Raw genomic sequence first — 14,209 nt, forward strand, 5'->3', positions numbered from 1 at the left:
AGCCGGCCCGATGCCCCTTCGGGGCGCCTCTTGCCGCATGGGCCGCCTTCACTGGGCTCCTCGCAGGACAAGCGTTGACGCGTAGCCGCAACTGGCAGACGCTGATCAGCATGCTCGAATACGGCATGGAGCCGCAGGAGGCGGTGGACGCCCCGCGCATCTATCACCTATGCCCGCCCGCCACAATCTAGGCCGAGCCCTACGCACGCTCGACGGATACGCGAGGCATCCTCAGGGGCATGGGCCACATGATCGTCGAGCAGAAGCCCTGGGGCACGAAGGAGCTCGTCGCCGACCAAAGATATGCCAATGATCCACTTTGGTCATACTGCCCAATCTCAGCATGATTGGTTCGCATCCTCGGGCTTTTATCTGGTGCAATAATGCGGACGGAGGATCCACACGGGCGGCGAGGCATGGGAGTCTGGGGAACGGCTCAGACGGTGCCCGCCACCCGCGCTGCACCTTCCAGTTCACCTCGACCTCCGCCTCCTGCCTCCACGCCGTCGAAGGCTTCTTTTCCGCGCTCTCGCGCCGTTGACTGCGGCTCGCTTCCTTCACCAGCGTCGTCGCCCTGTCGGCGGCAATCAAACGCGACATCGCCGAGCACAACCGGCGCGCCAGACCCTTTATCTGGACCAAACCCGCAGCCGTCATCCTCGCTGCCGCCGGTCGATCCCGGAATCATCTGTCAAAGTCACTGCACCAGCAGCAGGCGTATCAATCGGTGTCGCTGGTGACGCCCTCGCGCCTCTTGGTATCGTTTGGATCAACATATGCTGATTCGCCGACGCCTTATTCAACAAATTAGTGCGGGAAAGGAACTTTGCTCTGACGAACAGTGGAGCAATTACGTTCGACATTTTTATTGCTGCGGCGAACCGGATATGCTCAGTTGATCGGTCTGATATTGCTCACTCCGGCGTCGAAATGAAATCTCTTTGTAACATGGTGGTATTAATCTTCGCTTGTTGCCAAGGCCGTCCAGATCGCGTGCAGAAGGTGAGGCGGATGCCCTGCGCCGATTCGAGCCACGCGAAGGCTATGTGCAGCAGAGGAACCCAAAGGGGGCGAACTGATGATGCTGCATCCGTCTATTGTTGCGTTAACGGTGCTGCTAACGGTCGTTGCGGCTGAGAGTGCTTTAGCTCAGAACGTGTTGGGTGCTGAGAAGGCTCCTGTAAGCACTGTCGAAGTACAGCGGCAAATAGAAATTGAGCGCCGCGAACTTGACGACAGCGCCAGACGCAACATTCCATGCGAGCAAACTCGTGCGCGTGAAGAACGAAGCTTTCCGAGTCGACCGCCAAGCCTGGCAGGTGAAGTGCCGGTGACAAGCTGTGCACGCTAGTCATTCTGTCGACCCGGTGAAGGGACGCAAGTTGGCTTGATACGCTAGCGGGGATTGTGCGAACTGGCGTCGCCTACCTTGCCGGTTTCGTTCTAAGCAGAATGGCGCATTCGGATTTGCGGCGCTGAGGGCATCAAATCTGCGGCCATGGGCGTGAAGTGCAGTGCGGACTGAAAGGTCGCCAAGGTGATGGACGTTGCGAGGATGGATCCGTTCTTGGCGAAGTCCCCAGTTTGTCCCTAAGATGAAGGACGTTCGGGCACGGACGACGATCATAAGATTGACAAGGGTGATCACGGTGCCGACCAACGCAGACAACCCTTGGAGTGGGTTCGTCATCGGGGGGCGCAAGGGCTCGCTGGCCGCGCCACAATGTCGAGGTTCGGCTAAGCGATGCTACGCGGGTTGCCGTTCAAAGCGGCCCTCAATTCGGCCAACTCGGTGACCGCCATGACTGACGCACTCTCCATCAACGGCGAGGACAAAGAATGGTTAGAGGCCGATGGAATCGGTGGCTTCGCTTCGGGCACTATGGCGGGTCTTCGGACCCGGCGCTATCACGCGCTGCTGCTTACTGCGACGCGTCCACCCACTGGGCGCGTCGTGCTGGTCAACGGACTCGAAGCCTGGGTCGAGACTGCGGCCGGGAGGAGAGGGATCAGCACGCAGCGTTATGCGCCGGGCGTGCTTCATCCGCGCGGCTTCGAGTGTGTCACGGCTTTCTCCGCTCGGCCTTGGCCAACATGGACGTTTCGCTTGCCGGACGGCACTGAAATTACGCAGGAAATCCTGGTCGATCGGGACAACTGCGACACGCTACTTCGCTGGTCCCGAACTTTTGGTGAGGGGCGCTGTACCCTCGATGTGCGACCATTGCTGTCGGGCAGGGACTACCACGCTCTACATGTCGAGAACCCGGTCCTGGATTTTTCGGCCCGCGTCGGCGGCGGGGAGGTTGGTGCCTACGTCACTTGGCGTCCTTACGAGGACCAGCCAGCGATCACGGCTCTGACAACGGCGGAGTACCGTCACGCACCGGAGTGGTACCGGCACTTTCTCTATGCGGTTGAACAGGAGCGCGGGCTCGACTGTATCGAGGATCTCGCCGCACCCGGTCAGTTCATTTTCGATCTCGAAGGGCCACGACCGGCGCTGATGCTGCTGCGCGTCGGGGAAAGCGGGCCGGTCCGTATTCAGGGCGTGGCCGACCGCCTGTTCGCTGCGGCCCGGAAGGCCCGGGCCTGCCCAGATGTCCGCCTCAGCGCCCGGAGCTACCAAGTGGATCGCGGCCGGGGCAGCACCCTGATCGCGGGTTATCCATGGTTTACGGATTGGGGCCGCGATACCTTCATTGCGATGCGCGGCTTGCTACTGACGCTGGGTGAATACGAAAAGGCGGAAGCCATCCTCACGGCCTGGGCCGGGACCGTGAGCGCAGGTATGATGCCCAATCGCTTTCCCGATTCCAGCGCGGCGCCGGAATACAATTCAGTTGACGCTTCGCTCTGGTTTGTGATCGCTGTTCACGATTTCCTCGCAGGTTGCGATGCTGTTGGACGCCAGGCCCGGTCCGAACCCAGCCTGCGCGCCGCGATTCTTGCCATCTTAAACGGCTACGTGGCCGGCACGCGGTTTGGCATCTACGTCGACACCGACGGGCTCGTCGCGTCCGGCGAACCCGGCATTCAGCTTACCTGGATGGACGCCAAGGTCGGTGATTGGGTTGTGACGCCTCGCATCGGCAAGCCGGTGGAGGTACAAGCTTTGTGGATCAATGCTCTGCGGATCGCGGCTCTTCGCTGGGAACCGCATTTCTCGGTGATCGAGGCTCGAGCACGGGAGAGTTTTGCTCGCCGGTTCCCAAACCCCGCCGGCGGCTTGTTCGACGTCGTTGACGTAGATCACGTTCCAGGCCGCCTCGACGCGAGTTTGCGACCTAATCAAATCCTGGCCGTTGGTGGTCTCCCGTTCGCGCTCCTGGCTGGAGATCCGGCGCGGGATGTCGTTGATGTCGTAGAGCGTAAGCTCCTGACGCCGCTCGGTCTGCGGACCCTGTCGCCGGACGATCCCGCGTATGTTGGACGTTATGGCGGCGACCAGCGGACGAGAGATGGGGCCTACCACCAGGGCACCGTTTGGCCTTGGCTCCTCGGTCCCTTCGTCGATGCCTGGCTCTCCGTGTATGGCGACGACGCAGCGACCGTGGCGGAGGCGCGCGCTCGCTTCCTGCCGCCACTGGAGCGACACCTCTCCGAAGCCGGTCTCGGTCACGTCAGCGAGTGCGCCGATGGCGACCCCCCGCATCGGCCCCGTGGCAGCCCGTTCCAGGCGTGGTCGCTCGGTGAGTATGTCCGTATTCGCCGCATGTTGGGCGTGGACGTTTCTTGAGGAAGATCGATATGCCCGAAGCCTCCGACGTCCGGCATCTGCTCGACACCGCGGAGGGGCGCCGCCTGCGATCGTGCGCGACAGAGGGCTGGCACCGTTGGGGGCCCTACCTCAGTGAGCGGCAATGGGGTACCGTTCGTGAGGACTACGGTGCCGATGGTACCGCTTGGGATTACCTACCCCATGATCACGCCCGCTCCAGGGCCTACCGATGGGGAGAGGACGGTATTGCAGGCTTCAGCGACGACAAGCAACTCTGGTGCCTTTCGCTGGCCCTTTGGAACGGACACGATCCAATCTTAAAAGAACGGATGTTCGGGCTCACCAACGCCGAGGGCAATCACGGGGAGGACGTAAAGGAGCTCTACTGGTTCCTCGATGGAACGCCGACTCATTCGTATATGCGCATGCTCTACAAATACCCACATGCCGAATTTCCGTACGCCGATCTCGTAGCTGAAAATGGGCGCCGCAAGGGGCGCGACCTGCCGGAGTACGAACTCGCCGACACGGGGATTCTGGCGGAGAACCGCTGCTTCGACATCACAATCGAGTATGCCAAAGCGGGACCCGAGGACGTGCTGATGCGGGTCACGATCATAAATCGCGGTCCGGAAGCGGCTGAGATCCACATCTTACCGCACCTCTGCTTCCGCAACACGTGGTCGTGGCGCGAAGATCCTAAACGTCCGCTTCTCCGCCTCACGGAAGGACCGGTCGTCGAAGCGAGCCGAGCCACAGGCCCCAAACGTCTGTTTACGGCTCTCCAGCCAGCTGAATTCCTTTTTTGCGAGAACGAAACCAACTCGGAGCGCCTTTTCGGTACGAAAGGGGCGTTCCATCCGAAGGACTCAATCAACGACGATGTGATCGCAGGTACCCGGACGCACGTAAATCCTCTGAGAGAGGGTACTAAATGCGCGGCGCTAAGCCGCCACACGTTGGCACCGGGCGAGCTCCACGTGCTGCGCTACCGCCTGAATCTGGCCGACGAACCCGCTCTAGGCGAAGCTGAGTTCGAAAAGGTGTTCGAACGGAGGATCGTCGAGGCCGACGCCTTCTATGCCGTACTCCAGCATGGGATGGACAGCCACGACGCGCGGCTCGTACAGCGTCAGGCGCTGGCCGGGATGCTGTGGTCGAAACAGTTCTACCATTTCGACGTCCGCCGCTGGTTGATGGGTGATCCGACCCAACCCGAGCCGCCGGCCTCGCGACTTCACGGCCGCAATCACGAATGGGCCCACCTTAACAACGCCGATATTATTTCAATGCCTGATACTTGGGAGTATCCCTGGTACGCTGCGTGGGATCTCGCCTTCCACTGCGTAACTTTCGCGCTTATTGATCCGGAGTTTGCCAAGGGTCAGCTCGTGCTGCTGACCCGCGAGTGGTATATGCATCCCAACGGTCAATTGCCGGCCTATGAATGGAACTTCGGCGACGTGAACCCGCCCGTGCACGCATGGGCTGCATTGCGCGTCTACCAATTGGATGCCGCTTTGACCGGGCAACCGGATCGCGGTTTTCTGGAACGCGTGTTCCATAAACTGATGCTGAACTTCACTTGGTGGGTCAATCGTAAAGACGCGCAAGGCCGCAACGTGTTTCAGGGTGGCTTCCTGGGTCTCGATAACATCGGCGTATTTGACCGCTCGTCGCCGCTGCCGACTGGCGGTACCATCGACCAAGCCGATGGCACTGCCTGGATGGCAATGTACACTCTAAATCTGATGCGGATTGCTCTCGAGCTTTCCACAGAAGATCGAGTGTACGAAGACATTGCTACGAAATTTTTCGAGCATTTTCTCTATATCGCTGAGGCGATGACTGACATCGGTGCTAGCGGGCGTGGATTGTGGGACGAGGCAGATCAGTTTTTCTACGACGTGCTTGAGCTGCCTGACGGTCGAAAGCTGCCACTACAGGTGCGCTCTCTTGTTGGATTGATTCCGCTCTGTGCCGTCGAGGTGCTTGATGTGAAGTTGCGCGATCGCTTCCCGGGCTTCGCGCGCCGAGCTAACTGGATGCTGCGCAATCGACCCGACCTCGCAGCACTCGTCTCGCACTGGAGCCAAGGGGATGGAGAGGGACCACCGCCGGGTCCGAACGGCGACCTACTCCTGCTATCACTCCTGCGCCGCCACCGGATGAAGGCACTGCTCGCCCGTCTGCTAGATGAGACAGAATTTCTGTCCGATCACGGTATTCGCGCCCTATCGAAAGCGCACGCCGACCATCCATTCGTCCTTGAGTGGGATAGCACGCGCTATGCCGTCGATTATGAACCCGCCGAGTCGAAGACCGGTACTTTTGGAGGAAACTCGAACTGGCGTGGCCCCATCTGGATGCCGATCAACGTGCTGCTCATCGAGGCGCTCGATCGCTTCGGGACATTCCACGGAGCGGAAACTCGCTTTGAATGCCCGACCGGCTCTGGTCGGTATTTGAGCCTTCCCGAGATCGCCGATGAGTTGAGCCGGCGAATTTGCAAACTTTTCCTCAGAGGGCCTGATGGGCGGCGGCCTGTGCACGTTTCCTATGGAGCGCTTGCTAATGACCCACAAGTGCAGGACTGTATACCATTCCACGAGTATTTTCACGGTGAAACTGGAGCAGGTTTAGGGGCGATGCATCAAACCGGCTGGACCGGACTGGTGGCGTTGCTTTTCAGGCCCGGTCGGCTCAACGATCTCGCGATGAACCATGCCATCTATTCTTAGTAATAATATCACGAGAAGCCCTTAGCTGTGGTGCGCCGGATGAAATTTCTCCTTTGATCAGGCTCGTTCAGGTCCGCTCTGAATTTATACTCGACGACTCTGCATTAGGATAAGCAGCGCATTGGGCCGTTGATCGTCGCTGACTTACCACGCCTTCCTGGCCCTCGTGCTCTGGGTTGAGCGGTGCAGACTGGCTGGATATCGGCCGAGGACGTCGGTGGCCTGGGTCTTTGAGGATCAAGGCGGCGATTGGCGCTGTCCTCGCCGTGGCAGCGTGCACTGCGCTGCGAGCCATGAGAGCACGGACCAGGGCTTGTAACGGGGCATAACGAGCAGCCGCCGGTTCATCAAGGCCGGCTTCAGTCATGGCAGTTGCCCTGCCCGACCAAGCCGTGCTGTACCCGAGCGACGAGCCGCGAGCTGACCCTATATCCGCGTGCCCGCGGTGTTGGCGGTAGCGCAGGCGGCACGAGAGCGAGGAGGGCCCAGGCCCGTGGAAGCCGCGGCAGGGCAGGGGGGTATCGCAGGGCGTACGCGGCTTCAGACTGCGCCGAGACCGTTACTACGGACTAGCCAAGCCGCCCTTCCATGGCGTTCACACCGCCGCTCCCCTTAACGCGGTTCATCTCGCCGCCTGGGTCTCGAAGCGCTCCTGGCTCCGGCGTATACCTGGCGCTTCGGTGTGCTCGCTGCGTTGCCTCGGAACGCGCCATCAATGTTCGAACGCTTTCACGGCGTCCCTGGATCGGTGTATTTGGTCGTCTGATGTGCCTGGCGCGGGTCAATGCGCCGCTGGATTGGCGATGACGTCGCCGAACTAACAGGAACTTCTCCAGTGCCGCACAGGTCGGTGCACGCCCTGATGCCCATGCTCACAGACCACCAAAGGATCGAACTAGGGATCCCGGCCTACCTACTCTGCGCACTGGCGGGGCGCCGCGCGTGTTCGTTTCAGCCGAGTCGGACTTGGCCGCAAGAGCGGAGGCGGATGTTGCTGAATTGCGCGGCAACCTGCGAACTGCCTGCCTGGAGCCGTTCGCGGATCTCGCGCCCACCAAGAGGCAAGCACTCATGCGGCGACTGGAGCGCCTCAAGCGGCAGGTAACCATCGACCACGACCGGAATGCCTGCGGCTCAGGCCGGATGCTTACTTTTACATCTTTTATTTTGCACTTTCTTTGTCCTCAGACCGGGTCAGCGTACAGCTATAATTTGCATAAGAGCCGCGTGCGGAACGTCATTTATGTACGCCTCTGGTGAAGGCCGCGGTTGAGAGCATCGCACTCAGCGGTGAGGCCTGACCTTAATGCTGGCGTTAAGGTCAGCGGGTCGGGATGATGCGGGGCGAGCTACTGGAGAACGCCGAACGGCGGCGGCGCTGGTCGTTCGATGCCAAGGTGCGGATCGTCGAAGCATCGTTCGAGACCGGCGTGTCGGTGTGTTCGGTGGCGCGCCGGTACGGGATCGCCCAGGGCCTGCTGTTCACGTAGCGTCGTCAGGTTCGGGAAGGCCGGTTGGGCGGAGACGAGCAGGTCCCGGTCTTCGTGCCCGTCGCGATCACCCCGGAGCCGTCACTTCCTGTTCCCACCCAGCCCTCGGATGATCCGCGTGCTCCAGCGCCGCTGCGTCGGCCTCGGCGCAAGAGCGGCGTCATTGAGATCGATCTCGGCGGCGGTCGGCGTCTCAAGGTCGACAGGGACGTCGATGCCGCGGCGCTGCGTCGAGTGCTCGATGCCCTGGAGGGCCGATGATCCCGCTGCCGGCCAACGTGCGGGTGTGGCTGGCCACCGGTCACACCGACATGCGCAAGGGCTTTTTCAGTCTCGGCCTGATCGTCCAAGAGACGCTCAAGCGCGATCCCCATGGCGGGCATCTGTTCGTGTTCCGAGGACGGCGCGGCGACCTGATCAAGGTGATCTGGCACGACGGCCAGGGGGCGTGCCTGTTCACGAAGCGGCTCGACCGCGGCCGTTTCCTGTGGCCCTCGGTGGCCGACGGAGCCGTGACGATCTCGACGGCGCAACTCGGCTACCTGCTCTCCGGGATCGACTGGCGGATGCCGCAGGAGAGCTGGCGTCCGAGCGCTCTAGGCTGAGGATAACGCGTTACAACGCTTGAAGAATATGCTCTTCTTTCCAGCGTGCCGAATGCGCCCGAGCCCCAGCCGCTTCCCACGGACCTCGCCGCCGCCCATGCCATGATCCTGGCCGAGCGGGCGGCCCGGCTCGCTTCGGAGATCGCGGTTGAACGGCTGAAGCTGGAGGTCGCCCGGCTGCGGCGAGAACGGTTCGGGACCTCCTCGGAGCGCAGCGCCCGGATCGACCAGCTCGAACTCGTCCTGGAGGATCTGGAGGAGACGTTGGCCGAGACCCAAGCGCAGGCGGCTGCCGAGCCCGAAGCGCTCTCCGGTGCGGCTTTCTCAAGGCGCAAGCTCGCCCGCCGGCCTCTGCCTGAGCACCTGCCGCGCGAGCGCATCGTCCATCCCGGCCCGACGACCTGCGCCTGTTGCGGTGGGACGCGCCTTCGCCCTCTCGGCGAGGACGTCACCGAGACCTTGGAGCGGATCCCCGCGCGCTGGGCCGTGATCCAGCACGTGCGCGAGCGCTTCTCGTGCAGCGATTGCGAGACGATCGCGCAGACCCCGGCCCCCTTCCACCCGATCCCCCGCGGACGAGCGGGTGCAGACGGCGATGCTGGCGGGACTGCCCTACCAGCGTTTGCGGGACGCTGTTCTGGCGCACCCGACCATGGCGGAGGGGCTCGGTCCGCTCTTCGCGGGCGTGCCGCCGCAATCCAAGTAGCGACGCCGCTCTTCACGATGGAAGCGATGGGGCGGCCAGCTCCGCGGATTGCGTGCCCCGGCGCCACTGCGCCGGGGTGACGCCCATGCGCTGCCTGAAGGCGCGCTGGAAGGCGGCTTCGGACTGGTACCCGACCGTTTCCGCGACCGCGCCCGTGTTCACGGACGGCTTGCGCAGCTCGCTCGCCGCCAGGGCCATGCGGATGTCCGTCAAGAGCTCGCTGGCGGACTGACCCAACCTCTCTTGGAACTGCCGCGCCAGGGTCGCCCTGGACATGTTGCAGAGGCGCGCCAGCTTGGGCAGCGTCCACGGGCGGCCCGGCTCGTTGAACAACGCCGACAGGGCCGGAGCCAGGCGGGCGTGACCGGCCAGGGCGAGCAAGCCGGCGGGCGTCTCCCGGGCCTCGCTGGCCAGACGCAGCGTCAGCGTGAACAGCGCCGTGGACAGCGCGTCCAGCATGGCCCGGCCGCCCAGGCCGTCGGACACCGCTTCATGGCGCATGAGCGACACGAGGCCGGTCAGTACGTCCCGGGTTCCGGAAGAGGTCGCCGACGCGGTCGTTTCGGCCGTTCGCACCACGAGCCGCGGCGGCAAGTAGTCCCGCAGCAGGCGTTCCTGGGGGCGCGCGAGCACGAAGTGCCCGCAGAGCATGTCGAGCCGCTCGCCCGCGCCCGCGTTCTCGCTGATCAGCAGGTTGGAGCCCGTCCGCGTATGCGCCGGCGCTGCGGGCGCCCCGCTGCCATCGTGGAGGACGTGGTCCTCCCGCCTCGGGAGCAGCAAGATGTCCCCGGCCGAGAGGCGCAGCGGCGGGCCACCCGTCGGATCCTCAAGCACGGCCGATCCGGCGACGAGGGCGTGAAAGGCCATCTCGCCGACCGCCGCACGGGCCTGGTCGATACGCCAGGGCGCGCCATAGGAGCAGTAGATGTCCAGGCGTCCGCGGACGGGGACAAGCGCGAGCAGGCGGCTCAACCAATCCTCGGGCAACGCCATGATGATCTCACCTGTTTGAGATGATTAGGCAGAGAACCGCCAAATTTCCGTACTAATTAGCTCGAACAAGGCCTGTAAACCAATCCCGAATCGGGCGTTGCCTGACCGTAAGCGGCGCGGACACTCGACCAACCTCGGCTAGGCCGTGAATGTGACTGGCTACAGCTGCGGGCTCCTGGCCCACGAAGGAGTTAGATATTCCGCTAAGGTCGGTGCGATTTAACATCGCGACGCAGGCAGCGCGAACCGTATCAACGCTGTTGACCACCAAGCGGCCGCCGAGCCGACGGTCCTCCTGAGCGACCCTACGCGATCCTGAACGGGAAGCGTCAAGCTACTGGCGGCTGTTGCAGTTAAGTTCGGCCTCTGTCCGGATTTCTGTCCAGTATCGGTCGAACGTCGAGCGTCAATCAGCTCTGACAGCGCTTCCGCCTCGGCCTCCGTGATGTTCCCCTCTCCGAAGGCCTTCCACAGCGCAGCCGTGATGGCCGGCAACGCCGCGCGGAGCCGCCTCCACCTGTCGGCGGATCTCATCGGCATAACTCATCGATCCCGGTCCCTCACGGGCCGCGGCTAGGGTCCAGGCAAAGCCTTCCCGTTGACGGAAACAGGTTCCGTCTTGACACCCCGGGGGGTCTCATGGCTTGTGGGGGGCAGCAACGCCGGCCTCACAGGCCCTCGGTTTTTTCAGCAGCCTCTTCCTTGCCGGGAAGGGGCTGTTGGCTTTTCAGGGTCTATCTCGCGGCGATTGCTCTCCTGAATTGCCGGCTCTCGACTCGCCAAGGCGGGCGCGGCCGGAGCGGTCCATGTCGACCGGGCGGCACGGTTAAGTCAACGTTGCGGAGGCTCTGCGATGATCGAGCTTGAGCGGGTTGAGTTGGAGATCACCAGGACGCAAGCGGGGATCCGCCGCTCATGGCGCGACCTTGGGGTCCTGAATTTACCCCCTGACAAACGCGCCGCCGAAATAGCCAGCATAGACGTCAGTCAGCTTCTTCTCGTCGGGCTGCTGGTCAGATGCCACGAACTGCGGGCATCTGCCTCGAACTGAGGCTCGCCACGCACAGTCGGCCTCCGCAGTACCCCTCTCACTTGGGCGAGCGCCACCGACTCCTCGGCCATTAGCAGGTTGCCGATCGCCTTAATGACAAGCCAGCCAGCGCTGGGCCAGCCGCAGCAGCTCGTCGCCGGCTGCTTGCGAACCGTAACAGCTGTTGATGGTGGTGCGCACCGTTCTCGAACGCAGACAAACGGAGCGCCGCCCCATAGGGGCTGCTTCAATCGACTTTGGCCGGCCTCACCGAGGTGGGCGATCCGAAATAGCCGTCGTGGAGGCGGGGGTTACGTCTTATCCGGCTCGGTCGAGGGAGCGGCAATGGCTCCCACGCCGCTGCCTAGATCCACTCCCCTGTGGGGCGGTAATCCGCTCGGCAATACGGGAGCGGTTGACGGCTCCTTCCGCACTTGTGGGCGCCCGGCTTCTACCTCTTGGATGAGGGTCGCAAAGTCGTACGGCTTGCTGAGCAGGCATGTATCCGGCAGCAAATCGCGATAAAGATCCCTTCCTGCTTCTACCAGGCGACTACCGTTGATGAATTCAATAGATTTTTCAGCGGATAGGGGACGGCTGATCAGGTAGCCTTGTACGTCCGTGCAGCCTTCCCGATGAACCTGCTCAAGCTGATCATCGGTCTCGACGCCTTCGGCTGTCACCGTCGCGCCGAGCTGCGTCGCGATGCCAACGACGGCTCGAACGATGGCCGCAGCGCCGGGATCGCTGATCTTTCAAGCGACATCCGGAACTGACCCCTTCGCGTCATGAGGATCTGACCCCCACGCCGATTTCCCCTCGCCTAGACGGGTGTGGGTTGGGGGACCGCAGCCGCCTTTTGCAGAAGGCCGCTGCGACGCTTCTCACGAAGCCGGTAGCTGTCGCCGCGGATGGTGACGACGTGGCTGTGGTGCAGCAGCCGATCGAGGATCGCGGTAGCCACCACCGCGTCGCCGAACACGCTACCCCACTCGCCCACCGCCCGGTTCGAGGTCACCAGCATCGCGCCCCGCTCGTAGCGGCGGCTGACGAGCTGGAAGAACAGATGCGCGGCATCCGGCTCGAACGGCAGATAGCCGAGCTCGTCGATAATCAGCAGTTTCGGCTTGGCGTAGTGCGTCAGTCGCTCCTCCAACCGGCCTTCAGCATGCGCCTTGGCCAACTGCGCCACGAGCGTCGTGGCCGGGGTGAACAGCACGCCATAGCCGGCCACGATCGCCGCGCGCCCGATCGCCACCGCTAAGTGCGTCTTGCCCACACCCGGTGGGCCGAGGAGCAGCACCGCCTCGCCATTGGCGATGAAGCGGCCGGTGGCGAGTTCACGGATCTGTGCCTTGTCCAGCGAGGGCTGGGCGCCGAAGTCGAAGCCGGTCAGATCCCGCACGAAGGGGAAGCGAGCCAGACCGAAGGCCATGTCAATGCGGCGCTGGTCACGCCGAGCAATCTCGCGCTCGCAGAACAGGGTCAGCGCCTCGCGGATCGTCAGCTCGCCCCGGCCGGCCTCGTCGATCAAGCTATCGAGCTGATCGCGCATAGCCGTCAGCTTCAGGCGATCGAGCAGTATGGTGAGGTGATCTTCGCCCATCAGAAGCCTCCCCCGGCGACTGCCTCGTACTCGGCGAGCGGCCGCAACAGCGCCGGTGGCATGGCAGAAGACGGGTCGAGCCGGTGAGCCGGTCGCTCTCGGCTGCCGACAAGCCCGGCCAGATGGGCATCGTCGACGACACGGCCGTGGCGTCCCTTCAACGCGGCGTGCACGGCGACCTCCCGTCCGCCGTGGTGGACGCGCACCACCGCTCCGCTCACGGTGACGCGAACCCGCTCGCCGATCAGCCGCCAAGGCACCGAGTAAGCGTTGCCGTCGACGCTGACCGCGCAGTCTGCCCCGACCCGGCGCACGAGGTCGCGCGCGGCGGAGATGGCGGCACGCCCGCCAGCGGCCGCAGCGCCCGGGCCTCGTCCCGGGCGAACCGCGCGTGCGGCGCCTCACCGGTCGTGCCGTGCGCGCGCCGGTCGGCCACGTCCCGTGTCCAGGCGTCGAGATGCGCCTCCAGGGCGGCAAAGCTCGCAAAGCGGCGACCGGCCACTGCGTTCTTCTTGACGTAGCCAACGCCGCGCTCGTCCTTGCCCTTCGTGCGCGCCCGGTACGGGGCGCAGGCTCGCACCCGGAAGCCCCAATGCCGGGAGAAGGCGTGCAAGCGCGGATGCAGGATGACCTCGCGGCTGACCGGGTCATGGTGCAGGACCAGGGCGCGGGCATTGTCGAGCAGCACCTCGCGCGGCACGCCGCCGAACGCCTGGAAGGCGCTCTCCAATCCGGCGAACCAGTCCTCCTGCCGCTCGTGGCCGAAGGCGCGCACGTGCAGGCGGCGCGAGTAGCCGAGCGTCGCCACGAACAGCGAAACCCGGGTCGGCACGCCGCCGATCTCGATCCGCCGCTCGCCGAAGTCGATCTGCATCTGCTCACCTGGCCGCGTCTCGAACCGCACGCTCGCCCGCGCGGCGATCACCAAGTCCCGCCGCAACGGCGCCACGGCCCGTTCCACGGTGCGCAGGCTGACGTGGATGTTCTTCTCGTTGGCGAGGTCCTGGCGCACGACGTCGGCGTTGCCCGCATGCTGCCGGAACCGTTCGGCCAACCAGTCCGTCAAGCCGTCGAGCCGCTTCGACCGTGAGGGCGTTTTAGAGGGGCGCCAATCGCCCTGACGGAGCCAGTGCTTGACCGTATTCTTCGAACAGCCGAGCTCGGTCGCGATCCGCTTGGCGCCCCAGCCCAGCGCCTTCAGCCGCACCATCGCCGACACGTCGTCCGGCGTCTTCATCTCGGTCCTCCGCGGATCGTCCGTCCGCTGAAGAGCCTGATCCTCGTTCCTGATCATCTCGACCTCCTCGCTCATCGAGG

11 protein-coding genes and 1 pseudogene are annotated in these 14,209 nt (G+C 63.7%); 8 read left to right on the forward strand and 4 right to left on the reverse strand.

The window, feature by feature from the left end; all coding sequences use genetic code 11:
* Positions 1–74 precede the first annotated feature (74 nt).
* The 7 genes from PQI07_RS32045 to PQI07_RS38030 all read left to right on the forward strand — a co-directional run bounded on the left by PQI07_RS32045 (position 75) and on the right by PQI07_RS38030 (position 9,343).
* Positions 75–191, forward strand: a complete 117-nt coding sequence (locus PQI07_RS32045) for a gamma-glutamyltransferase (protein ID WP_274928868.1) — start codon at positions 75–77, stop codon at positions 189–191.
* Positions 192–1,801: 1,610 nt separating this feature from the next.
* Positions 1,802–3,739, forward strand: coding sequence for an amylo-alpha-1,6-glucosidase (locus PQI07_RS32055; protein WP_274928869.1), 1,938 nt, complete (start codon positions 1,802–1,804; stop codon positions 3,737–3,739).
* A gap of 11 nt (positions 3,740–3,750) precedes the next feature.
* A complete protein-coding gene (locus tag PQI07_RS32060; RefSeq protein ID WP_274928937.1) occupies positions 3,751–6,462 on the forward strand; it encodes an MGH1-like glycoside hydrolase domain-containing protein in 2,712 nt (903 codons plus the stop codon).
* A gap of 1,334 nt (positions 6,463–7,796) precedes the next feature.
* The gene (locus PQI07_RS32065; RefSeq protein ID WP_274928870.1) at positions 7,797–7,952 is read left to right on the forward strand and encodes a transposase; all 156 of its coding nucleotides are present in this window, start codon (positions 7,797–7,799) and stop codon (positions 7,950–7,952) included.
* Between the two features lie 54 nt (positions 7,953–8,006).
* Positions 8,007–8,213: a hypothetical protein gene (locus tag PQI07_RS32070; RefSeq protein WP_274928871.1), complete on the forward strand. Its 207-nt coding sequence runs from the start codon at positions 8,007–8,009 to the stop codon at positions 8,211–8,213.
* Positions 8,210–8,557, forward strand: a complete 348-nt coding sequence (gene tnpB, locus PQI07_RS32075) for an IS66 family insertion sequence element accessory protein TnpB (protein WP_274928872.1) — start codon at positions 8,210–8,212, stop codon at positions 8,555–8,557. The genes PQI07_RS32070 and tnpB overlap by 4 nt, the downstream gene beginning before the upstream one ends.
* A 45-nt stretch (positions 8,558–8,602) precedes the next feature.
* Complete coding sequence (locus PQI07_RS38030; protein WP_446720999.1) at positions 8,603–9,343, forward strand: IS66 family transposase; 741 nt, start codon at positions 8,603–8,605, stop codon at positions 9,341–9,343.
* Here PQI07_RS38030 and PQI07_RS32085 read toward each other — a convergent pair.
* Entirely contained in the window at positions 9,276–10,256 is a 981-nt protein-coding gene (locus tag PQI07_RS32085) for an AraC family transcriptional regulator (RefSeq protein WP_446721000.1), read from the reverse strand. The two genes, PQI07_RS38030 and PQI07_RS32085, sit on opposite strands and share 68 nt — an antisense overlap.
* 853 nt (positions 10,257–11,109) lie before the next feature.
* On the opposite strand from PQI07_RS32085, the gene PQI07_RS32095 reads away from it, so the two are divergent.
* Positions 11,110–11,307 (forward strand): hypothetical protein, encoded by a 198-nt coding sequence (locus PQI07_RS32095; RefSeq protein WP_274928873.1) that lies wholly within the window; start codon positions 11,110–11,112, stop codon positions 11,305–11,307.
* Between the two features lie 290 nt (positions 11,308–11,597).
* On the opposite strand, the gene PQI07_RS32100 is transcribed toward PQI07_RS32095, so the two are convergent.
* From PQI07_RS32100 to istA, 3 genes and pseudogenes are all read right to left on the reverse strand, one after another.
* Positions 11,598–12,038, reverse strand: a complete 441-nt coding sequence (locus PQI07_RS32100; RefSeq protein ID WP_342462679.1) for an EAL domain-containing protein — start codon at positions 12,036–12,038, stop codon at positions 11,598–11,600.
* 71 nt (positions 12,039–12,109) lie between these two features.
* Positions 12,110–12,892, reverse strand: coding sequence for an IS21-like element helper ATPase IstB (gene istB / locus PQI07_RS32105; protein ID WP_210028606.1), 783 nt, complete (start codon positions 12,890–12,892; stop codon positions 12,110–12,112).
* Positions 12,892–14,129, reverse strand: a pseudogene (istA, locus tag PQI07_RS32110) (IS21 family transposase). The gene istB and the pseudogene istA overlap by 1 nt, the downstream one beginning before the upstream one ends.
* Between the last annotated feature and the right edge of the window lie 80 nt (positions 14,130–14,209).

The organism is Methylobacterium sp. 092160098-2 (assembly GCF_028920805.1).
GTDB classification, from domain to species: domain Bacteria; phylum Pseudomonadota; class Alphaproteobacteria; order Rhizobiales; family Beijerinckiaceae; genus Methylobacterium; species Methylobacterium fujisawaense.

Bases quoted from the DNA above. Each gene is read 5' to 3' on its own strand.
- PQI07_RS32065 (WP_274928870.1), top strand. From the start codon at position 7,797: ATGATGCGGGGCGAGCTACTGGAGAACGCCGAACGGCGGCGGCGCTGG.
- PQI07_RS32085 (WP_446721000.1), bottom strand. From the start codon at position 10,256: ATGGCGTTGCCCGAGGATTGGTTGAGCCGCCTGCTCGCGCTTGTCCCC.
- PQI07_RS32055 (WP_274928869.1), top strand. From the start codon at position 1,802: ATGACTGACGCACTCTCCATCAACGGCGAGGACAAAGAATGGTTAGAG.
- istB (WP_210028606.1), bottom strand. From the start codon at position 12,892: ATGGGCGAAGATCACCTCACCATACTGCTCGATCGCCTGAAGCTGACG.
- PQI07_RS32095 (WP_274928873.1), top strand. From the start codon at position 11,110: ATGATCGAGCTTGAGCGGGTTGAGTTGGAGATCACCAGGACGCAAGCG.
- tnpB (WP_274928872.1), top strand. From the start codon at position 8,210: ATGATCCCGCTGCCGGCCAACGTGCGGGTGTGGCTGGCCACCGGTCAC.
- PQI07_RS32060 (WP_274928937.1), top strand. From the start codon at position 3,751: ATGCCCGAAGCCTCCGACGTCCGGCATCTGCTCGACACCGCGGAGGGG.